This window comes from Streptomyces sp. NPDC018026, assembly GCF_044327745.1.
GTDB lineage: Bacteria > Actinomycetota > Actinomycetes > Streptomycetales > Streptomycetaceae > Streptomyces > Streptomyces rubrogriseus.
Genome location: NZ_JBIRFY010000004.1, coordinates 193503 through 214256, shown reverse-complemented (window position 1 = coordinate 214256; position 20754 = coordinate 193503). Strand labels below are relative to the sequence as shown.

22 protein-coding genes and 1 pseudogene are annotated in these 20754 nt (G+C 71.4%); 9 read left to right on the top strand and 14 right to left on the bottom strand.

Annotated features, from left to right (window positions below; all coding sequences use genetic code 11):
• Positions 1-216: 216 nt before the first annotated feature.
• The 7 genes from ccsB to hemL all read right to left on the bottom strand — a co-directional run bounded on the left by ccsB (position 217) and on the right by hemL (position 8174).
• Entirely contained in the window at positions 217-1359 is a 1143-nt protein-coding gene (gene ccsB / locus ACH4D3_RS14970) for a c-type cytochrome biogenesis protein CcsB (RefSeq protein ID WP_398321676.1), read from the bottom strand.
• Positions 1356-3137: a cytochrome c biogenesis protein ResB gene (locus ACH4D3_RS14965; protein ID WP_398321673.1), complete on the bottom strand. Its 1782-nt coding sequence runs from the start codon at positions 3135-3137 to the stop codon at positions 1356-1358. The genes ccsB and ACH4D3_RS14965 overlap by 4 nt, the downstream gene beginning before the upstream one ends.
• A 3-nt stretch (positions 3138-3140) precedes the next feature.
• Positions 3141-3911: a cytochrome c biogenesis CcdA family protein gene (locus tag ACH4D3_RS14960; protein WP_127893924.1), complete on the bottom strand. Its 771-nt coding sequence runs from the start codon at positions 3909-3911 to the stop codon at positions 3141-3143.
• 1 nt (position 3912) lies between these two features.
• Positions 3913-4629 (bottom strand): TlpA family protein disulfide reductase, encoded by a 717-nt coding sequence (locus tag ACH4D3_RS14955; RefSeq protein WP_398321670.1) that lies wholly within the window; start codon positions 4627-4629, stop codon positions 3913-3915.
• Positions 4630-4695: 66 nt separating this feature from the next.
• A complete protein-coding gene (locus tag ACH4D3_RS14950) occupies positions 4696-5997 on the bottom strand; it encodes a hypothetical protein (protein WP_398321667.1) in 1302 nt (433 codons plus the stop codon).
• A 165-nt stretch (positions 5998-6162) separates the two neighbouring features.
• Entirely contained in the window at positions 6163-6861 is a 699-nt protein-coding gene (locus tag ACH4D3_RS14945) for a histidine phosphatase family protein (RefSeq protein WP_398321664.1), read from the bottom strand.
• Entirely contained in the window at positions 6858-8174 is a 1317-nt protein-coding gene (gene hemL, locus ACH4D3_RS14940; RefSeq protein WP_398321661.1) for a glutamate-1-semialdehyde 2,1-aminomutase, read from the bottom strand. Before hemL ends, ACH4D3_RS14945 begins: the two co-directional genes overlap by 4 nt.
• A gap of 485 nt (positions 8175-8659) precedes the next feature.
• Between hemL and ACH4D3_RS14935 the strand changes: the two genes are divergently transcribed.
• Complete coding sequence (locus ACH4D3_RS14935; protein WP_003974483.1) at positions 8660-9097, top strand: hypothetical protein; 438 nt, start codon at positions 8660-8662, stop codon at positions 9095-9097.
• 50 nt (positions 9098-9147) lie between these two features.
• A complete protein-coding gene (locus tag ACH4D3_RS14930; RefSeq protein WP_398321658.1) occupies positions 9148-9636 on the top strand; it encodes a hypothetical protein in 489 nt (162 codons plus the stop codon).
• Positions 9637-9682: 46 nt separating this feature from the next.
• Here the strand turns inward: ACH4D3_RS14930 and ACH4D3_RS14925 are convergent.
• Positions 9683-9784, bottom strand: a pseudogene (locus ACH4D3_RS14925) (cation transporter); the annotation flags it as partial.
• A 174-nt stretch (positions 9785-9958) separates the two neighbouring features.
• Between ACH4D3_RS14925 and ACH4D3_RS14920 the strand changes: the two are divergent.
• Positions 9959-11791, top strand: a complete 1833-nt coding sequence (locus ACH4D3_RS14920; protein ID WP_398321655.1) for an alkyl/aryl-sulfatase — start codon at positions 9959-9961, stop codon at positions 11789-11791.
• Between the two features lie 15 nt (positions 11792-11806).
• On the opposite strand, the gene ACH4D3_RS14915 is transcribed toward ACH4D3_RS14920, so the two are convergent.
• Positions 11807-13219 (bottom strand): NAD(P)-binding domain-containing protein, encoded by a 1413-nt coding sequence (locus ACH4D3_RS14915; protein WP_398321652.1) that lies wholly within the window; start codon positions 13217-13219, stop codon positions 11807-11809.
• 120 nt (positions 13220-13339) lie between these two features.
• Here ACH4D3_RS14915 and ACH4D3_RS14910 point away from each other — a divergent pair, with 120 nt between their 5' ends.
• Entirely contained in the window at positions 13340-13705 is a 366-nt protein-coding gene (locus ACH4D3_RS14910; protein ID WP_398321649.1) for an ArsR/SmtB family transcription factor, read from the top strand.
• Between the two features lie 31 nt (positions 13706-13736).
• Here ACH4D3_RS14910 and arsB read toward each other — a convergent pair whose 3' ends face one another.
• Together arsB and ACH4D3_RS14900 are read right to left on the bottom strand one after the other, a co-directional pair.
• Complete coding sequence (gene arsB / locus ACH4D3_RS14905; protein ID WP_398321646.1) at positions 13737-14846, bottom strand: ACR3 family arsenite efflux transporter; 1110 nt, start codon at positions 14844-14846, stop codon at positions 13737-13739.
• Positions 14843-15151: an ArsR/SmtB family transcription factor gene (locus tag ACH4D3_RS14900; RefSeq protein WP_398321643.1), complete on the bottom strand. Its 309-nt coding sequence runs from the start codon at positions 15149-15151 to the stop codon at positions 14843-14845. Before ACH4D3_RS14900 ends, arsB begins: the two co-directional genes overlap by 4 nt.
• 93 nt (positions 15152-15244) lie before the next feature.
• Here ACH4D3_RS14900 and ACH4D3_RS14895 point away from each other — a divergent pair, with 93 nt between their 5' ends.
• Entirely contained in the window at positions 15245-15646 is a 402-nt protein-coding gene (locus tag ACH4D3_RS14895) for an arsenate reductase ArsC (protein WP_398321640.1), read from the top strand.
• Between the two features lie 117 nt (positions 15647-15763).
• Positions 15764-16054, top strand: coding sequence for a DUF4333 domain-containing protein (locus ACH4D3_RS14890; protein WP_398321637.1), 291 nt, complete (start codon positions 15764-15766; stop codon positions 16052-16054).
• A gap of 41 nt (positions 16055-16095) precedes the next feature.
• Here ACH4D3_RS14890 and ACH4D3_RS14885 read toward each other — a convergent pair whose 3' ends face one another.
• A complete protein-coding gene (locus ACH4D3_RS14885; protein ID WP_398321634.1) occupies positions 16096-16746 on the bottom strand; it encodes a response regulator in 651 nt (216 codons plus the stop codon).
• Positions 16734-17954 carry a histidine kinase gene (locus ACH4D3_RS14880; protein WP_398321631.1) on the bottom strand — a complete coding sequence of 407 codons (1221 nt, stop codon included), beginning with the start codon at positions 17952-17954 and terminating at the stop codon, positions 16734-16736. Before ACH4D3_RS14880 ends, ACH4D3_RS14885 begins: the two co-directional genes overlap by 13 nt.
• 135 nt (positions 17955-18089) lie before the next feature.
• On the opposite strand from ACH4D3_RS14880, the gene ACH4D3_RS14875 reads away from it, so the two are divergent.
• Positions 18090-19046 carry a CPBP family intramembrane glutamic endopeptidase gene (locus ACH4D3_RS14875; protein ID WP_398321628.1) on the top strand — a complete coding sequence of 319 codons (957 nt, stop codon included), beginning with the start codon at positions 18090-18092 and terminating at the stop codon, positions 19044-19046.
• Here ACH4D3_RS14875 and ACH4D3_RS14870 read toward each other — a convergent pair.
• Positions 18983-19372 carry a hypothetical protein gene (locus tag ACH4D3_RS14870; protein WP_398321625.1) on the bottom strand — a complete coding sequence of 130 codons (390 nt, stop codon included), beginning with the start codon at positions 19370-19372 and terminating at the stop codon, positions 18983-18985. The genes ACH4D3_RS14875 and ACH4D3_RS14870 overlap by 64 nt on opposite strands.
• 78 nt (positions 19373-19450) lie before the next feature.
• Here ACH4D3_RS14870 and ACH4D3_RS14865 point away from each other — a divergent pair, with 78 nt between their 5' ends.
• Both ACH4D3_RS14865 and ACH4D3_RS14860 read left to right on the top strand, forming a co-directional pair.
• Positions 19451-19852, top strand: coding sequence for a DUF6153 family protein (locus tag ACH4D3_RS14865; RefSeq protein WP_398321622.1), 402 nt, complete (start codon positions 19451-19453; stop codon positions 19850-19852).
• A gap of 122 nt (positions 19853-19974) precedes the next feature.
• Positions 19975-20637 carry a DUF305 domain-containing protein gene (locus ACH4D3_RS14860; RefSeq protein WP_398321619.1) on the top strand — a complete coding sequence of 221 codons (663 nt, stop codon included), beginning with the start codon at positions 19975-19977 and terminating at the stop codon, positions 20635-20637.
• The last annotated feature ends 117 nt before the right edge of the window (positions 20638-20754 follow it).

Genomic DNA, 20754 nt, shown 5'->3' with positions numbered 1-20754 from the left:
CGCCCCGCCCTCCCCGCACCCGCGATGCCGCGGCCCGCCGCCCGGGCGGGCCCTCCCCGCATCGGACTCCCGGTAACACCCCCACGGTTCCCGGCCGGTGCCCCCGTCACCCCCGTACGGCGGACTCTCCCCGGAAACCTCACGTCTCCGGACGGCAGACGAAAGGCCGGTCCCGGTGACCTGGGTCACCGGAACCGGCCTTGGGCCGTGCCTTGTTCAGAAGCCGACGGACTGGAGGGCGCCCAGGCCCACGTCGGCGTAGGAGTGCTTGCCGGAGACGAAGATGTTGACGCCGTAGTAGTTGAACAGCCAGCAGCCGAAGGCGATCAGCGCCAGGTAGGCGGCCTTGCGGCCCTTCCAGCCGGCGGTGGCGCGGGCGTGCAGGTAGCCGGCGTAGGCGACCCAGGTGATGAAGGACCAGGTCTCCTTGGGGTCCCAGCCCCAGTAGCGGCCCCAGGCGTCGCCCGCCCAGATCGCGCCCGCGATGATCGTGAACGTCCACAGCGGGAAGACGGCGGCGTTGACGCGGTAGGCGAACTTGTCGAGGGAGGCGGCGGCGGGCAGCCGGTCCAGGACGGAACTGGCGAAGCGGCCGGGCGTGCCGCCGGAGGCGAGTTTGTTCTCGAAGCTGTCCTTGAAGAGGTACAGGATCGTGGAGACCGCGCCGACGTAGAAGACCGCGCCGCAGAAGATCGCCGTGGAGACGTGGATGTACAGCCAGTACGAGTGCAGGGCCGGGACGAGCTGGTCGCTGGCGGTGTAGAGGACCGTGACGGCGAGACCGAGGTCGAGCAGGACCGTGGTGGTCAGCGGCAGGCCGAGCCAGCGGACGTTCTTCTTCAGGGCGAGCAGCGCGAGGTACACGCCGACGGCGACCGTCGTGAACGTGATGTTGAACTCGTACATGTTGCCCCACGGCGCCCGCTCCACCGACAGGGCGCGGGTGAGGACGCCGCCCGCCTCGACGGCGAAGGCGAGGACCGTGAGCGAGATGGCGACCCGCCCGTACAGGTCTCCCTTCTCGGTGCCGCCGTGCGCGCCGGGGCCGTCGGGCACGTCACGGGTGCCGGACACGGTCCGTACGACGACCTCGGGGCGCTCCAGTACGGCGGTGCCGCCGGCCTTCTTCACGGTGACGGCCGGACCGGACCTGGCGCCGGCCTTGGTCCCGGCCGTTTCGGTGGTGAGCGCGGCGGCGGTGCGGCCGACCTTGCTGCGGCTGCCGAAGAGCCACTCGGCGATGTACGCGAAGAAGGCCAGCGTGTAGACGGCCATCGACGAGTAGATCAGCGTGTTGCTGACGTTCGCGAGATTCTCGTTGGTCGCGGCGGCCAACTCGGTTGCGGCGGCGAGAGTCATTTCTCAGCCCCTTCGGCAGGTACGACGTGGGTGTCGGGGGAATCGGGGGTGTCGTCGTTCTCGGGCCCGTCGGGGGCTTCGGGTGCGTCGGACGCGTCGGGGGCTTCGGGTGCTTCGGGTGCGTCGGGTGCTGCCCGGTCGTACAGGGCGCCGGCGAGGGCGCCCAGCTCCTCCGGGACCTTCGCGGACTCGCTGCGGCCGAGGCCGGCCATCTCCACGACGGTGACGCCGTCGGCGCCGCGCACGGCCCGCACCCAGACCCGGCGGCGCTGGATGAACAGCGAGCCGGCCAGGCCGAGGATGGCGACGACGGCACCGCCGAGGGCCCAGCCGCTGCCGGGCTGCTGCGTGACCTGGAAGCCGGCCCACTCCTGGACGCCGTTGAAGGTGACCGAGCCGGCCCCGTTCGGGAGGGTCATGGTCTCGCCGACCTTGAGCTGCTTCTTGAACAGCTTGCCGTCGGAGCCCTTGAACTCCTCCAGGTTGGTCTTGTCGAGCTGGTAGATGCTCTGCGGGATGCCCGCGTCGACGCCGAGGTCCCCGTGGTAGGCGGAGAGCGCGAGCATCGGGTTGATCAGCGCCGGGAAGCTGGAGAGCATCGCGCTGCCCTTGCCTCCGTACGTCGGCAGGAAGAACGCGTTGAAGCCGAGCTGCTCCTTCTCGCCCTTGGCGTTGCGGTAGCCGTCCATGACCTTGACGGCGCCGGAGGAGGTGACGTTGGCGTCCAGCGGCAGCAGGGCCACCGCCTGCTTGTCCATCACCACGTCGCCCTTGGCGTCCTTGACGGTGAGGATGGGGGCGTAGCCGTGGCTGACGAGGTAGACCTTGGAGCCGTCGATGTCCAGCGGCTTGTTGACCTCGATGGTCTTCGACTTCTCGGCGCCGTGGGCACCCTCGTTGTAGGTGACCTTGGCCTCGTAGACGCGCGGGGTGCCGCGGTTGGGGCCGGTCGCCTCGTAGGTGCCGCGGAAGTCCTTCAGGGTGAAGCTGAAGGGGGCCAGGTCGTGGGCCGCGTCGAAGAGGTTCCCGGACTTGAAGTCGTCGTACTGGGTGAGCGTGTTGGAGAAGCCGTCGCCCTCCAGGATCAGCTTGTTGCCCTCGTACTTGAACAGCTGGCCCCAGGCGAAGGCGATCAGCATCACGATCAGCGCGATGTGGAAGGCGAGGTTGCCGACCTCCCGCAGGTAGCCCTTCTCGGCCGTGACCGCGTCACCGGCGGCGTCCGCGTCCGCGCGGAAGCGGCGCTGCTTCAGCAGTTTCAGGGCGGCCTCGCGGACCTCCTCGGGCTCGGCCCCGGTGCGCCAGGTGGTGTAGGCGGGCAGCCGGTCCAGGCGCCGGGGCGCGCGGGGCGGGCGCCCGCGGAGCTGGCCGACGAACTGCCAGGTGCGCGGGACGATGCAGCCGATGAGGGAGACGAACAGCAGGATGTAGATCGCGGAGAACCACACCGAGCTGTAGACGTGGAAGAGGCCGAGCTTGTCGTAGACCGGCGCCAGGATGTCGTGGTTGTCCCGGAACTCCTCGACCTTCAGGGCGTCCACGCCGTCCTGCGGGATCAGCGAACCGGGGATCGCGCCCAGGGACAGCAGCAGGAGCAGGAGCAGCGCGACGCGCATGGAGGTGAGCTGACGCCAGAACCAGCGGGCCCAGCCGGTCACGCCGAGCGAGGGGAGGTTCGGGGCCTCCTCCTTGGGTGCGGTGGACAGCTGGGAGCCGGCGGCGCCGAGGTCCTGTTCCTCGTCGGTCGTCGGGGTCGTGCCCGTGGTGGTCTTGCTCATCGGTCAGATCCCTACAGTGAAGCCGTTGGACCAGGTCTGCATGTCCTGCACGATGCTGTCCCACGCGCCGGTCAGCAGCAGCACGCCGGTCGCGATCATCATGGCGCCGCCGATCCGCATCACCCAGACATAGTGGCGCTTGATCCAGCCGAAGGCGCCGAGCGCCTTGCGGAAGGCGACCGCGGCGAGCACGAAGGGCACGCCGAGGCCGACGCAGTACGCGACGGTCAGTATGGCGCCGCGGCCGGCGGTGCCCTGGTCTGCGGAGAGCGCGAGGACGGACGCGAGGGTCGGACCGATGCAGGGCGTCCAGCCGATGCCGAACAGCGCGCCCAGCAGCGGCGCGCCGACCAGGCCGGTCACGGGGCGCTTGTGGAAGCGGAACTCGCGCTGGGTGAACCAGGGCATGAGGCCGACGAAGAAGACGCCCATGAGGATCATGAGCACGCCGAGCACCTTGGTCAGGGTGCCGCGTTCCTCCTGGAGCGTGGAGCCGAAGTAGCCGAAGAGCGCCCCGCTGGAGACGAAGACGGCGGTGAAGCCGAGGACGAAGAGGGAGGCTCCGGCGACCATCCGGCCGCGCCGGGCCTCGCCGAGGTCCGTGCCGGTGACGCCGGTCACGTAGGAGAGGTAGCCGGGGACGAGCGGCAGGACGCAGGGCGAGAAGAAGGAGACCAGGCCGCCGAGCAGGGCGATGGGGAGGGCCACGAGCAGGGCGCCGTTCAGCACCGTGCCGTTGTAGCCCTCGGCCGCGAGGGTGATCGCTGCGGACACGTCACTTCTCCGGCTTGCCGTCGTCGGCGAGGTACGGGGCGAGCATCTTGCGCAGCTTCTCCTCGCTGAGCGCCTGGAGGGTGCGCGCGGCGACCTTGCCCTCCCGGTCGATGATGAGCGTGGAGGGGACGGCCTGCGGGTTGAGGGTGCCCTTCTCGAAGCGGAGCATCAGTCTGCCCGCCGGGTCGTACAGGCTCGGGTAGGTGACCCCGTAGTCCTTCTCGAAGGCGCGGGCCGGGCCGGTGGAGGTGTCGCGGGTGTTGATGCCGACGAACTGGACGCCCTGGTCCTTGACGTCCTGGTAGACCTTCTCGAAGTTCTTGGCCTCGGCGCGGCAGGGCGGGCACCACGAGCCCCAGACGTTGAGGACGACGACCTTGCCCTTGTAGTCGGCGACGTCGACCTGTCCCCCATCGACGGTCTCGCCGGACAGCTCGGGGGCGTCGGCGCGCTCGCCCTTCTTCGCGGTGGCGATGCCGTCGGAGCCGGTGATGAAGCCGGTCTGGCCGCCGCCGCCCGAGGTGCCGCCGGAGCTGCACGCGGACACGAGGAGCGCCGCGGCGGCCGCGCCGACGGCGGCCCGGGCGGCCCGGCTACGGACGCGGGCGCGGGCGTCGGCGGTGCGCTCGGTGGAGCGCTCGGTGGAGCGCTCGACGGTGCGCTCGGTGGTGCGGGTCGAGCGGTTCGAGCGCAGGGGGGCGCGGCTGGCGGCACTCATGTGAAAAGTTTCGCATGTCCGTTCCGAGGATCTTGCGCACCCCCCTCACGGCCGGAAACCCGCATCTCAGGCGGCGTTCCCGCTGGGTGTCGAGCCCGGGGCGGAGGTGTCCTTGAGGAAGGCGTTCCAGCCACCGGCCGGCTGCTGCCCGACCTCGACGGTCCGCAGCCTGGCGAGCACCTCGGGCTTCTGCACGTCCAGCCAGTCGGTGAACTGCCGGAAGGAGACCAGCCGGATGTCCTCGCCCTTCTCCTTCTCCCGCGCGATGTGCTTGAGGGCGTTCTCCACGGCGTCCATGTAGATGCCGCCGTTCCACTCCTCGAAGTGGTTGCCGATGAAGAAGGGTGCCCGGTTCGACTCGTACGCCCGCTTGAAGCCGGATATGTACGAGTTGGTCGCCTGCTCGCGCCAGCCCGGGTAGTTGTGCGCGGGGGCCTTGGTGGAGTTCACCGACTGGTTGGCGAGGATGTTGTAGTCCATCGAGAGGACCTCGAAGGAGTGGCCGGGGAACGGTATCTGCTGCAGCGGCAGGTCCCAGATCCCGTCCTTCTTCACCGGCCACACCTGGCGGCCGCCGGGCGAGGAGGCGTCGTAGCGCCAGCCCAGCTCGCGGGCGGTGGGCAGCAGCTTGTCCTGGCCGAGCAGACAGGGCGTGCGGCCGCCGACGAGTTCCTTGTCGTAGTCGAAGGGCAGGGACGGCAGATCGGTCCAGCCGCTGTTGGTCCGCCACTCCTTGACGAAGGATTTCGCCTGGTCGATCTCGCTGCGCCACTGCGCGGACGTCCAGTTGCCGACGCTGCCGCCGCCCCCGCAGAAGTGGCCGTTGAAGTGGGTGCCGATCTCGTGCCCGTCGAGCCACGCGCGGCGGACGTTGGTGAGCGTCGCCTTGATGTGCTCGTCGGTGAGGTAGCCGATGTCGGAGGCGCCGCGCGGGTTGTTCGGCGGGTCGTAGAGGCGCTTCTTCGACTCGGGCAGCAGGTACAGGCCCGAGAGGAAGAACGTCATGTGCGCGCCGTGCTCCTTGGCCAGGTCCAGGAAGCGGGGGAAGAGCCCGTTGCCGACCTCGCCCGCGCCGTCCCAGGAGAAGACGACGAACTGCGGCGGCGTCTGGCCCGGTTCCAGCGGCACGGGGGCGTCCGGCTGGTGCGGCTGCTTGCCGGTGTACGACGTGGAGCCGTCGCCGATGGGCTTCGCCGGGGCCTTGCCGCTGCCGGAGGGCGACGGTTTCCCGGCGTCACCGGCCTGGTGCGAGCCGTCCGACGAGGGGTGGGAACCGGTGCCGCAGCCCGCGAGCCCGACCGCGGCCGCGGCCCCCGCGCCGAGTCCGAGCATTCCCCTGCGGGTGAGAGTGCGGTTGGAAGTGCGCATCGCAACCTCGTTCGTCGCGTCCTTGGTGGTCACTAGGTGAGAGGACGCGACGAACGAGCGGGTTCCGGAAATTTGTGCGGGTTGGGTAACAGCGGACAGCGGACCCACAGAAAGGGGCCGGGGCAGGTGCCCCGGTCGTGGCCGGGGCCGGGGCCGGGGCGACCGTCAGGCCCCGTACGCCTTCCCCTGCCCCTTCACGGGCTTGGCCCCGGCGAGGAGGTGGGCCGGGACGAGGTCGCGGGCGGGCTCGGTGTAGCCGACGGACACGATCCGATCGCCCCGGTAGGTGAACGTGGTCAGGGACGCCAGCGTGCACTGCCGCTTGCGCGGGTCGTGCCACAGCCGCCGCCGCTCGACGTACGACCGCAGGATCCAGATCGGCAGCTGGTGGCTGACGACCACGGCCTCGTGCCCGCGCGCCCGGTCCCGGGCGGCGTCGATCGCGCCCTTCATCCGCACCACCTGGTCGACGTACGGCTCGCCCCAGGACGGCTTGAACGGGTTGACCACGTGCTTCCAGTTCTCGGGCCGGCGCAGCGCGCCGTCGCCGATGCCGAAGGTCTTGCCCTGGAAGACGTTCTCCGCCTCGATGAGGCGGCCGTCGGTGTCGAGGTCGAGCCCGTGCGTCTTGGCGATCGGGGTCGCCGTCTCCTGCGCCCGCTCCAGCGGGGAGGCCACGACGTACGTCACGTCGCGGGGCGCGAGGTGCTCGGCGACCCGCTCGGCCATCCGCCGGCCCAGCTCGGAGAGGTGGTAGCCGGGAAGCCGCCCGTACAGGACGCCGGTGGGGTTCTCGACCTCGCCGTGCCGCATGACGTGGACGACGGTCAGTTCTTCGTTGTTCCCGTGGTTCCCGTTGCTCATGCCGTCGCCTCCGCGGCCGCTCGGGCCGCCGCCGGGAGGGCGTCGGCGATGCGCTGGACGGCCCGCTCGTCGTGGGCGGTGGAGACGAACCAGGACTCGAAGGAGGACGGCGGCAGGTAGACCCCACTGGCGAGGAGGGAGTGGAAGAAGGCGGTGAAGCGGAAGGACTCCTGCGCCTTCGCGTCCTCGTAGTTGACGACCGGCCCCTCGGTGAAGAACACGGAGAACATGTTGGAGGCGTTCTGGAGGGTGTGCGCGACGCCCTCCTTGGTGAGCGCCTCGGTCACCAGCGACTGGATCTGCGCGGACACGGCGTCGACGGTGTCGTACGCCGCGTCGTCGAGGAGCCGCAGCTGGGCGAGCCCGGCGGCGGTGGCGACCGGGTTCCCGGAGAGGGTGCCGGCCTGGTAGACGGGCCCGGCCGGCGCGAGGTGCGCCATGACGTCCGCCCGCCCCCCGAACGCGGCGGCGGGGAACCCGCCTCCCATCACCTTCCCGAAGGTCATCAGGTCGGGCACGACCCCCTCCACGCCGTACCACCCGGCGCGGCTGGTCCGGAACCCGGTCATGACCTCGTCGGACACGAACAGCGCGCCGTTCGCGGCACACGCGTCCTTGAGCCCCTGGTTGAACCCGGGCAGCGGCGGCACGACGCCCATGTTGCCGGGCGACGCCTCCGTGATCACGCAGGCGATCCCGCCGGGGTGGGCGGCGAAGGCGGCGTGCACGGCCTCCAGGTCGTTGTACGGCAGCACGATCGTGTCGCTCGCCTGGGCACCGGTGACGCCGGGCGTGTCGGGCAGCGCGAAGGTGGCGACGCCGGAGCCCGCGGCGGCCAGCAGCGAGTCGACGTGACCGTGGTAGCACCCGGCGAACTTGATCACCTTGGTGCGCCGGGTGAACCCGCGGGCGAGCCGGATCGCCGACATGGTGGCCTCGGTCCCGCTGGACACGAGCCGGACCTCCTCCAGCGGCGCGACCCGCTCGACCATCGCCTCGGCCAGCGCGACCTCGCCCTCGGCGGGCGTGCCGAAGGACGTACCGCGCGCGACCGCCTCCTGCACGGCGGCGATCACCTCGGGGTGCGCGTGCCCGAGGATCATCGGTCCCCAGGAGCAGACGAGGTCGACGTACTCACGCCCGTCGGCGTCGGTCAGATACGGCCCGGTGCCGGACACCATGAACCGGGGCGTGCCGCCGACGGCGCGGAAGGCGCGCACCGGGGAGTTCACACCGCCGGGCGTGACGGCCGCGGCGCGGTCGAACAGAGCCTGCGAGGCCGGTGCTTCGTATGGATATGCCAGTTCACTCATGACCTGCGACTTCTCCGACCTTCTCGACCTTCTCCGACGTATCGGACCCTGCGCGGCCTCTGGTTGCCCAGGGTGACTTCGTCAAGGGTAGACAACCGCCCCCAATGCCGTGCCGTCTGCCAGACTGGAACTCATCCACGCAGCTCACCGGGGCGACGCGGACGGGGCTGCCGACCGTCCGGCGGGCATATGTCGCACCGCACGTTTCGGCGAGCGGCCGTGGGGGAGGTCACTGACACGATGATCGGGTTGCGCGGCGGGGGCCACGCGTCCTAGAAAAGCAGTCGGGTGGAGATATGCATCGCGGTGGCGGACTGGGCGAGGGGACCGATGACCTGGGTCCTCGACGTGCCCGGCGGGGAAGGCACCGACGCGAGGCGGAGGAAGCGTCCGAAGCACGTCAGGCACACGGCACCCCGGGCGAGCCCGACCGGCTCGACCGACGGGCCGACCGGCTGGGGGCGGGGAGCGGGAATGGTGGTCGGGTGGGGGTGACCTACAAGTACTTCGGCGCGCCCGACGGCGCGACCGCGGCCCGCGTCCCGATCTCGATGCGCCCCGAGGAACTGGGCGGCGACGAGCTCGGGATGAACGGCATGTTCACCAAGATCAAGCCGGAGACCATGGCCGCCATGGTCCTCACCGGCATCGAGGGCGTCCCCCTGCACAAGGTGCCCCCGCTGGAACTGGTCGTCCTGCACCCCGACTACGCGGTCGTCAAACTCCCGATGACCGTGGTCGACCCGCTGCGCGGCATCGGCGAGGAGGCGGTCGGCGCGGCGGCCTTCATATGGTCCACGGTCCCGGACCGCGGCGGCCCGCGGGACGCGTTCAACGTGTACCAGCTGCTGCACGAGTGGCAGGACTTCTCGCACCGGCTGCACGAGGCGGGGCATCAGCCGTACTGCCTGGTGTGGCCCTGAGCCGGCGCTCTTCCTCCGACGGGCGGGGCCCCGGGGTCCCGCCCGTACCCGTGGCCTGCCTCAAGGACCGCCGCTTCAACGGTTATCTGGGCCTTCGCCTCCCCCACGAACGGGACGCCGCCGCCGATGCGGTGATCACCTCGTACCTCAAGAGCCCCGCACCGGTCCGGCAACGGGCGATCGACGACCTGGACCGGCGGAGCGCGTCCGTGCTCAGCGTGTACGGGCAGCGCATGGCCTCGGCCGCGGTCCGTGCCGGGTCCGTGGACACGCTGCGCCACGGCCTCGTCGCCGTCGGCATGGCGCAAGCACGCCTCGACGACGCCCGCGAGAACCTGTACCCGCTCGTGGCCCTCAACGACGCCGCATCCCTGCTCGGCACGTCACTCCGGGCCTTGATCGCCGAGGTGTCGGACTCACTGCCGCCCTCGGCGGTCGACGAGCTGCGCGCCTTTGATCAACGTCGGGAACAGGACAAGTCACTGGAGTCCATGGGCCTGAGACGACTCGGCAGCGGCCAGACCCTCCGCTACTCCTGACCCGCCTCACCGAGACCCACCCAGGGCACCACCGCACGGAGCAGGCCCCGGGCACGGAGCGCTCGGCATCCCCGCTCCCGGCCGGCGCCCGGACCGCGTCGACGGTGACGTACGCGGCGAGCGCGGGGAACGACACCGCGATGATCCGGTCTCGACGGCCACCACGGCATTGCGCAGGTCGTCCAGCGCGCGGAGGGGCGGGCTCGTCCGGTCACCCGAGCGGCCCCGGTCCAGGGGCCGGGGTCCACCGCCGTACCCAGGATGGTGCGGACGAAGGTGACGGCAACGCCCGTCGTGCCGCCCACGCGTCCAGGAGGTCCATGTGAGCGTTTCCGACCGGCCGGCCGCGACCGACCTGCCCGACTTCGCGGATCGCACCGACTTCGACGACGCCGACCGCGGTCTGGTCGCACCGCCGGCGGCGCCGACGGTGACCGGTGCGGACGGGCGAGTGGTCTGGGATTTCCGGGCCACCGACTTCCTCGGCGGTGACTGTCCCGGGACCGCGAACCCGAGCCTGTGGCGGCAGTCCCAGCTGTGCGCCCGCGCGGGTCTGTACGAGGTGACCGACGGGGTCTACCAGGTGCGCGGCTTCGACCTGTCCAACATGTCGCTGATCGAGGGCGAGCGGGGCGTCGTCGTGGTCGACCCGCTGGTGTCGGCGGAGTGCGCGCGCGAGGCGCTGGCGCTGTACCGGGCGCACCGCGGGGAGCGGCCGGTCACGGCGGTCCTGTTCACCCACTCGCACATCGACCACTTCGGCGGCACCCTCGGTGTCGTCGACGAGGGCTCGGACGTGCCGATCGTCGCGCCCGAGGGGCTGATGGAGCACGCGGTCGCGGAGAACGTCTACGCGGGGACGGCCATGCTGCGGCGCGGCGTCTACCACACCGGCGGCAATCTGCCCGCGGGCCCGGACGGTCTGATCGGGGTGGGGCTGGGCTTCACCGCCTCGCACGGGCTGCCGAGCCTGCTGCCGCCGACGCTGGAGATCACCCGGACCGGGCAGGAGGAGCGGCTGGACGGGGTGCTGTTCCGGTTCCAGCTGACGCCGGACACCGAGGCGCCCTCGGAGATGAACTTCCACCTGCCCGAGCGGCGTGCGCTGTGCATGGCCGAGAACGCGACCCACAACCTGCACAACATCCTGACCCTGCGCGGCGCGGTCGTCCGCGACGCCCGGGTCTGGTCGCGCTACCTCACCGAGGCGAGCCGGCTCTTCGGCGACGACTCCGACGTGCTGTTCGCCTCCCACCACTGGCCGACCTGGGGCACCGACCGGATCGAGCGGTTCCTGTCCGAGCAGCGCGACCTCTACGCCTACCTGCACGACCAGACCCTGCGGCTGACCAACCAGGGCCACACCGGCACCGAGATCGCCGAGCTGATCGAGCTGCCGCCCGCGCTCGCGACGGCCTGGCACGCGCGGGGCTACTACGGCTCGGTCAGCCACAACGTCAAGGCGATCTACCAGCGTTACATGGGCTGGTACGACGGCCACCCGTCCTCCCTGTGGGAGCACCCGCCGACCGCGAGCGCCGAGCGGTACGTCGACTGCATGGGAGGCCTGGACGCCGTCCTGGCCAAGGCCCGCTCCTACGCCGACGACGGCGACCTGCGCTTCGCCGCGCAGCTGCTCAAGCACGCCACCTTCGCGGCGCCGGACAGTACCGAGGCCAAGGAGTCGCTGGCGCGGGTCTTCGAACGGCTCGGGCACGGTGCCGAGTGCGGGACCTGGCGCAACAACTACCTCACGGCGGCCCAGGAGTTGCGCGAGGGCGTCAAGCAGGTCCCGATCGCCGCGGGCAGCATGGCGTCGGCGCTCGGCGTGGACCAGATCTTCGACTCGCTCGCCATCCGGGTCAACGGGCCAAAGGCGTGGGAGCACACCGTCTCCACCCACTGGCACTTCACCGACCTCGGCGAACGCCACCAGGTGATCCTGCGCAACGGCGTCCTCGTCCACTACGCGACCGAGCGCCCCGCCGAAGACACCGGCCTGACGCTCACCCTGACCAAGCGGCAGCTGGCGGGGTTGGTGACGGGCCGGGCCGGTCTCGACGGCATCGAGCACTGCGGTGACCCCTCCGCGCTCCGGACACTGCTGTCGGTCCTGGACGAGCCCGACCCCGACTTCCCCATCGTCACGCCCTGAGGAGGGGGGGGTCCGTCACGATCCGCAACAGCCGCCCGCCGGGACGTCCTTCGCCGGGGCGTCCTTCGCCGGGGCGTCCACTGTCGCGGGCGCCGCGAGCCGGACGAGTTGCGGACCGGGCGCGGAACAGCAGCCGTCGGCGCCGGTCTGCGGCGCGCCGGGGGTGTCGAACAGGCCCGCACCGCCGCAGACTCCGGTCTCCGGGAGGGTGAGTTCGACGCGGTCGGCGGCGTCGAGGTCCCCGGCGATCGCCGCGGCGACGGAGCGGACCTGCTCGTACCCGGTCATCGCGAGGAAGGTCGGGGCGCGGCCGTAGGACTTCATGCCGACCAGGTAGACGCCCCGTTCGGGGTGGGACAGCTCGCGGTGGCCGTGCGGGTAGACGGTGCCGCAGGAGTGCTGGTTGGGGTCGATCAGCGGCGCCAGTGCCACCGGGGCCTGAAGACGCTCGTCCAGGCCCAGGCGCAGTTCGTCCAGGAAGGACAGGTCGGGGCGGAAGCCGGTCAGCACGATCACCTCGTCCACGGGGTCGAGGCGACGTCCGTCCTCGCCCACCAGGACGAGGCGGCCGTCGGCGTCGCGCTCGAACGCCTCGGTGCGAAAGCCCGTGACCGCGTCCGCGTGCCCCTTGTCGACGGCGGCCTTCGCGGCGAGACCGAGGGCGCCGCGGGCGGGCAACTGGTCGGCGGTGCCGCCGCCGAAGGTGGAGCCGGAGATGCCGCGGCGCAGGATCCACACCGCGTGCGTCCCCGTACCGTCCTCGGACTCGGCCAGCTCGGCGAGGTACGCGAGCGCGGTGAAGGCGGAGGCGCCCGAGCCGATGACGGCCGTACGCCTGCCCGCGTAACGGGCGCGTACGGCCGGGTCCTTCAGGTCCGGCACGCGGTAGGTGATCCGGCCGGCCGCCGCCTTCTCTCCGAGGGCGGGCAGGCCGCCGCCCCCGGCCGGGGCCGGGGTGGTCCAGGTGCCGGAGGCGTCGATCACGGCGCGGGCGCGGATGCGCTCCGCACGGCCGTCGGCGTGCGCCACGTGCACGACGAACGGCTGCTGCTCCCGGCCGGCGTCGACGATCCGGTCGCGGCCGGCGCGGGAGACACCGGTGACGCTGGCCCCGGTGCGCACCCGGTCGCCGAGGGCGTCCGCGAGCGGCCGCAGATACCGCTCGGCCCACTCTCCGCCGGACGGATACGTCGCCGGGTCCGGGCGGGTCCAGCCGGTGGGGGCGAGGAGCTTCTCGGCGGCCGGGTCGACTACCTCGCCCCAGGTGGAGAAGAGGCGCACGTGGCTCCACTCACGGACGGCCGCGCCGGCACGGCCGCCGGCCTCCAGGACGAGGGGCTCGATGCCGCGCTCGACCAGGTGGGCCGCGGCCGCGAGCCCGACCGGACCGGCTCCGACGACTACGACAGGAAGCTGCTGGGTGCTCATGGCGCTCGGTCTCCTCGTGCGCGAAAAGGGTCGGCGCGCGACGCCTTACTTCGATGTCCGTCGATACGCCGCTTCGATTCGGAGATTGCCACCCGTATCGACGAGTGTCAACATAGACGCATGTCGAAGCCAGAGGCTCTGGAACTTCCCGTCGTGCGGGGCGGGGACGTCGTGCCGTGCTGCCCGCCCGTCACCGCCGGGGAGCTGTCCCCGGCGGACGCGGAGAAGATGGCCGGGATGTTCAAGGCGCTGTCGGACCCGGTGCGTCTGCGTCTGTTCTCCAAGATCGCCTCGCATCCGGGCGGGGAGGCGTGCGTGTGCGACATCGCGGACGTCGGCGTCTCCCAGCCGACCGTCTCCCACCATCTGAAGAAACTCCGCGAGGCGGGTCTGCTGACGTCCGAGCGACGTGGCACCTGGGTCTACTACCGGGTCGCGCCGGCCGTGGTCGCGGCCATGGCCGCCATGCTCGACCTGCGCGGCTGACCGCCCTCCGCCTCCGCCGCCACCTGCCTCGTCACGGAGCCGTGGTTACCGAGTCTGCGGCGAACTTCCTTCGCCAGGCGAGCGCGACGTGGACGAGACCGATCAGCACCGGGACCTCGATGAGCGGTCCGACGACACCGGACAGCGCCTGGCCGGAGGCGACACCGAAGGTCGCGATGGCGACCGCGATGGCCAGCTCGAAGTTGTTTCCCGCCGCGGTGAACGCCAGCGTGGTGGTGCGGTCGTAGGCGAGCCCCAGGCCCTTGCCGAGGAGGAAGGCGCCGAAGAACATGACCGCGAAGTACACCAGCAGCGGCAGCGCGATCCGGGCGACGTCCAGGGGCTGGGAGGTGATGGTCCTGCCTTGCAGGGCGAAGAGGACGACGATCGTGAACAGCAGTCCGTACAACGCCCACGGCCCGATCTTCGGCAGGAAGCGCTGTTCATAGCCCTCGCGGCCCATCCCCCGCTCACCGATCCGGCGGGTCAGGAAGCCGGCCACCAGCGGGACGCCGAGGAAGACGACCACGTTCAGGGCGATCTTCCACATCGAGATGTCCAGGTGCTCGCCGTCGCCGAGGCCGAGCCAGCCGGGCAGCAGGTCGAGGTAGAACCAGCCGAGCAGGCCGAACGCCAGGACCTGGAAGACCGAGTTCAGCGCGACGAGCACGGCCGCGGCCTCGCGGTCGCCGCAGGCGAGGTCGTTCCAGATGATCACCATGGCGATGCAGCGGGCCAGACCCACGACGATCAGGCCGGTGCGGTACTCGGGCAGGTCCGGCAGGAAGATCCATGCCAGGGCGAACATCACCGCGGGCCCGAGGATCCAGTTGACGACCAGGGAGGAGATCATCAGCTTCCGGTCGCCGGTCACGGCGTCCAGCCGGTCGTAGCGGACCTTGGCAAGCACCGGGTACATCATGATCAGCAGGCCGAGCGCGATCGGCAGGGAGACACCGCCGACCTCCACCTTCGCCAGCGCGTCGTTCAGCCCGGGGACGGCTCGTCCGAGCCCGAGGCCGACGGCCATGGCGATGAGGATCCAGACCGCAAGGTAGCGGTCGAGGGTGGAGAGCTTCTTGACGATCGAGTCGTCGCCACCCCCGCTCTGCACGGACGTGGTGGGCTCGGTGGAGGTCACGGGCAGGCCCGCTTGTTCTCGGCGGCGGTGCGGGCCGAGGCGGCGAGTTCGGCGAACTGCTCGGACAGGCCGGCCAGGACCTCGGGCTTGAGCCTGTAGTACGTGTAGCGGCCGCAGGGCTCGGTCTCCACGATCCCGGCCTCGCGCAGCACCTTCATGTGGTTGGAGAGGTTGGTCTGCTTGGCTCCGGTCTCCTCGACCAGGTGCGTCGTGCAGAGCGTCTCGCGCGCCAGGAGAGTCACGATCTTCAGGCGGAGCGGATCGCCCAGCACCCGGATCACATCAGGATCGACTGAAGTCAGCATGCACTGATACTGCCACATCACCGCTCGCTGATATCAGCAGGGATTGAATCCTTGTCGCCGAGTTCCGCCGTGCGACGAGAGAGAAGGATCACCATGGCCGACAAGCCGTCCGTCCTGTTCGTCTGCGTCCACAACGCCGGCCGCTCCCAGATGGCCGCCGCATGGCTGACTCACCTGGCCGGCGACCGCGTCGAGGTCCGCTCCGCCGGCTCCACCCCCGGCGATCAGGTCAACCCGGCCGCCGTCGAGGCCATGGCCGAGGTCGGCATCGACATCTCCACGGAAACGCCGAAGATCCTCACCGTCGGGGCGGTCCGCGAGTCGGACGTGTGCATCACCATGGGCTGCGGCGACACCTGCCCGGTCTTCCCCGGCAAGCGGTACCTCGACTGGAAGCTGGAGGACCCGGCCGGCCAGGGCGTCGAGGCCGTCCGCCCCATCCGGGACGAGATCAAAACCCTGGTCGAGGATCTGATCGCCGAGATTGCCCGGTGAACGTTCGGGCTGTCGGTCAACCGCGGAACGAGCATGGGCCCGAGGGCTCTTGCCGGTTCGGCTGCGGGCCGGTAGGACTGTCCGGTGACTGATCAACGGAGCTCTGCGCGTCGCATCATGGCGGCTTCCTCGGTGGTGGTTGCCGTCTGTGCGGTGATCGTGACGATCAAGGTGATGAACACCGACCCCAACGATGTCCCCCCGGACCCCGTGGTGTTGGACCCCGTCGCGGTGGAGCAGACGGTGAAGGCCTGGATAGGCGACGAGACCGACCGGGTGAGCTGCCCCGTCCACCTCGTTGCTGAGGACGGCAGGACGTTCAACTGCACCTACTGGGTCAAGGACATCCCGAAAACGGTGGAGGTCAAGATGTCGGGCGGGGAGGGTGAGATCTCGCTGGTGACGTGACCGCCGAGTGTCACGGACCCCCACGGCTCGGCTCCGGCGGCTCAGGATCCGCGCTGGGGAGCGCCGAGGTAGGTGAGGACCGCGAGGACCCGTCGGTGGCCGCTCTCCTCGGGCGGGAGGTCGAGCTTCAGGAAGATGTTCCCGACGTGCTTGTGCACGGCCCGCTCGGTGACCACGAGGCGCTCGGCGATGTCGGAGTTGCCGTGGCCCTGGGCCATCAGCGCGAGTACTTCGCGTTCGCGCCCGGTGAGCCGGGCCAGGGGGTTGCCGCGCGTCGTGAGCAGTTGCCGGATCACCTCGGGGTCCAGCACCGTGCCGCCGGCCGCCACCCGGTGCAGCGCCTCGACGAAGTCGTCGACGCGGGCGACCCGGTCCTTGAGCAGGTAGCCGACGCCGGTGCCGTCCGCGAGCAGTTCCCGGGCGTAGGTGTCCTCGACGTACTGGGAGAGCACGAGGACCGGCAGGCCGGGCACGCGTTGTCTGGCGCGCAGCGCGGCCCTGATGCCCTCGTCGGTGAAGGTCGGGGGGAGGCGGACGTCCACCACGGACACGTCCGGGCGGTGGGCGACGGCGGCCGGCACGAAGGACTCGGCGTCCTCGGTGGTGGCGAGCACCTCGTGGCCCAGGGCCTCCAGCATGGCGGAGAGTCCCTGCGCGAGCAGGGCGTTGTCCTCGGCTATCAGGATGCGCACGGGCACTCCGCCGTGATCACCGTGGGCCCACCGGGCGGGCTCCGTACCTCGAGCACACCGTCGACCGCCTCGACGCGCTGCCGTATCCCGCGCAGCCCGGTGCCGCCGCCCTCCGCCGCCCCGCCGCGGCCGTCGTCGGTGATCTCCGCACGGACCGTGCCGCCGGACCTGGACAGGACGACCGACACGGACTCGGCCCGGCTGTACTTGACCGCGTTGGTGAGCGCCTCGTTGACGGCGAAGTACAGGGCGACCTCCGCCTGGGGCGGTACGTCGCCCAGTTCGCCGAGTTCCGCGGTGGCGCGGACGGGGCACCGGGCGACGACCGCCGAGACCGCGCCGGCGAGGCCGCGGTCGGCGAGGATCGGCGGGTAGACGGAGCGCAGTACGTCGCGCAGCTCGGCCATCGCCTCCTCGGCACCCTCCCGGGCCCGGGTCAGCAGCGGTCCCACGGCGGCGGGGTCGGTACCGAGCGTCCTTTCGGCCAGGCCGAGTTGCATGGCGAGGGAGACCAGCCGTGCCTGGGTGCCGTCGTGCAGGTCCCGCTCGATGCGGCGCAGCTCGCTGCCGTGTGCGTCGATCGCCCCGGTGCGCGTCCGGTCCAGCGTCGCCACGCGCTCGGCCAGCACCGCGGTGGCCGAGGGGGCGAGCAGCCACCGGCTCACCGAAGCCGCCGACCTGGCGAGCAGCGGCGGCCCGAACAGGGCGAGCAGCACGCTCAGGAGGAACTGCGGCGCTCCGACGTACACCGCCGGGCCCCAGCCGTCGATCGGCACGTTCAGCATCAGTCGGAGCGGATCGTCCGCGGGGAACAGCCACCACAGGCCCACGAGAACGAGCACCGCCGCCGGGAAGAGGAACAGCGCCACGCCGGTCAGCCCGAGTACGGTGCCCGCGACCATCATGCCGGGCGCCCAGCGCAGGTCGCGGCCGGTCGCCGGGTCCGACAGCACCGCCATCAGGCGCCTGCCCGCGTGCGGCCCGGCCGGTGCCGTGGCGGCCGCCGTCCAGCGTCCCAGCCGGGCACGCTCGCCGTCGGCCAGACGGCGCAGCAGCCGCAGTTCGAACGGCAGGACGAGCAGACCGATGCCGACCAGGCACAGCACGGCCGAGTAGATCAGTACGGGCACCAGCACGATCAGGGCCAGTCCGTGGACGAACGCGGTCGCGCAGTAGCCGGCGGCACGGGCCGAGCGTGCCGTGCTCACTCGCGGGGTGGACCAGATATTCACGACGACCAGTCTTCCCCGCGTCGCTCCCCCGCGCAGTGGAGCGGGCTACACCATGGGGCGGCGAGCGTGCACGATCGCCCCGGCCGACCGGCCGTTCCTAGCGTCGGGGCCATGAACCCAACGAATCCCGCGGGCCGCCCGAGCCCCGGCCTCGTGCCCTTCCTGGCGATCAGCTTCGTCGGTGCGTGGGTCACCATGATCCCGCTCTGGCTCGACGGCCTGCGTCGGACGAGCGCCGAGCAGGAGGCGACGCCGCTGGCGGCGTTGTGCATGATCCTCATGATGCTGGTGCCGGCGCTGACCGCCTTCGGTCTCACCGCGCGCCGCCGGGGACCGCGCGAGGCGGTGCGGATCCTCGGGCTCACCAGGGCCACACCGTGGCGGCACGAAGCCCGCTCCGTCGCGGTCGCCCTCCTGATCCCACTGGGCCTCACCGCCTGCGGCCTGGCCCTCGCCACACTGGCCGGCTGGTACACCCCCGGGCGGCTGCCCGGACCCGCCACGATCACGCCGCTCGTGCTGAGCGCGCTGGTGTCCGTCCCGCTGTACTTCGGCGAGGAACTCGGCTGGCAGGGCTACCTGCTGCCCCGGCTGCTCCGGCACGGCAGAATCCGCGGGCTGCTGATCAGCGGCGCCGTCTGGGGGGCGTGGCACGTCCCGATGACCGCGCTCGGCGGGAGCTACCCGGGCCATCCGGTGCTGCTGGGCATACCGGTGGCCGTGGTGACGGCCATGCTGCTCGGGACGGTGATCTCCGCCGTCCGGCTGTCCACCGGGTCGGTGTGGGCGGCCGTCGCGGCGCATCTGTCGCTCAACGAGTTCGCGCTGCCGCTGACGAGCGACGTCTCGGCCGACCTCGTCGACCCGCTGCTCGCCGGGCCGCTGAGCGTCTCCACCTGGCCGGCCGGTGCGCTCGCCGTACTGGTCGTCCGGCTCGGCCACCGGCGCGTCCACTCCCGTGGGCGCCGCGAGACGGGCGAGTCGTGGGACGGGGCGGCGGGTGGTCAGGCGGCAGGGTCGGCTTCGGGGTGGGTGAAGCGCACGGGCTTGTCCAGGGACCGGGCGTAGGCGATTTCGGCCCGGGTGCTGTCTCCGATGTGGTCGCCGACCACGAGCACCTCGTCGGCGAGCCGGATCTTCGCCCGGTGCAGCTCGTCCAGCCGTGCCTTCAGCGCCTCGGCCTCGACTGGATCGGACCGGAGTGGGTGCGGCGACTTCATGTCACGGCCCGGCTTGACGACGATCCTTCCGGCCTCGGTCTCCCGCACGTCGGCCTCGGTCATCTCGGTCATGAAACGGGTGGAGCCGCAGATCACGACGATGTGCGGGAGACCCAGCCGCTTCTTCGCGTCGGCGAGCGCCTCCTCGGGGGTGGGCGGTCCTTGGTGGGACACCGGTTCCTCCTGGTGGTGTGGGCGTGAGCGGATGGTCTCTTACGGGGGCGCACCACGACAGGCCCGTACGATGGGCGCGTGACCAGGAGCACCCGATCAAGCAGCCGTCCGGCCGGGCGGCTGTTCGTGCTGCTGGTGCTGGCGGTACTGGCCGGTGTGCTGGGTATGCACGGCCTCGCCCCCGGTGCGATGCCGCCGGGCCAGGCGGGTGCCGGGCACGAGATGGTGATGACCGCGGCGGAGGGCGTGCCGCACGCGGACGGGGGATGCACGCACACGGACGGCGGATCGAGCCACCTCGATCATGCCGACGGGACGTGTGCGGCGGCCGGTACCGGTTCGGCGTACACGCCGCCCGCGCTGACCGGCGCCCTGCTGAACGCGCCCGCGCCCCCCGCGCCCGCCGCGGCGTTCCCGGGGGCGCCGCACGACGGCCGGGCTCCGCCCGACCTCTCCGAGCTGCAACTCCTGCGGATATAGAGCGGCCCGCCCGGCTCCCGTGCGCCCGGCCGTTGCCGGTGACGGGTGCCGTGCTTCCGCACGCTCTCCATCCGTTCCCACCGCGTGCCGCGCGACGGCGCGCGTCAAGGAGTTGCACCACCATGATCCGCAAGCGTTCCCTCATGCGCCGTACTGCCGCCGTAGCCGCCGCAGGCGCGGCAGCACTGGTCCTGGCCGCCTGTGGCGGCAGCGGCGACGACGGCGGCTCGGCCGGGCACGGCGGCCACGCGGCCACCGCATCCCCGTCCGCCCCGGCGTCGTCATCGGCATCGGCATCGGCATCCCAGGGGCAGCACAACGCCGCCGACGTCGCCTTCGCGAAGGGGATGATCCCCCACCACCGCCAGGCCGTCGAGATGGCCGACCTCGCGCCCGACCGTGCGCGGTCGGCCGAGGTGAAGAAGCTCGCCGCCGACATCAAGAAGGCCCAGGACCCGGAGATCAGGACGCTCTCCGGCTGGCTGACCTCGTGGGGCGAGGACGTGCCCGCCGAGGGCGCCATGGACCACTCCACCCACGACATGGACGATATGGGCGGCATGATGACGGCCGAGGAGATGACCGAACTCGAGAACGCCTCGGGCACGGCCTTCGACACCGCGTTCACGGAAATGATGATCAAGCACCACGAAGGCGCGGTCGACATGGCGAAGACCGAGCAGGCCGACGGCGCCCACGGACCGGCCAAGAAGATGGCCGGAGAGATCATCGACTCGCAGAGCGCGGAGATCGAGCAGATGAACGCACTGCTCGGCAAGGGCTGACCGCACCACGCCGGTGCGGGGCGGGCGCCGAAGGCGTCGGCCCCGCACCGGCGGATCCGCCTCATGGGCTCACGCTCCGCGCCGTCCCCCGCCCACCAGCTTGGCGAGGAGGCGGCG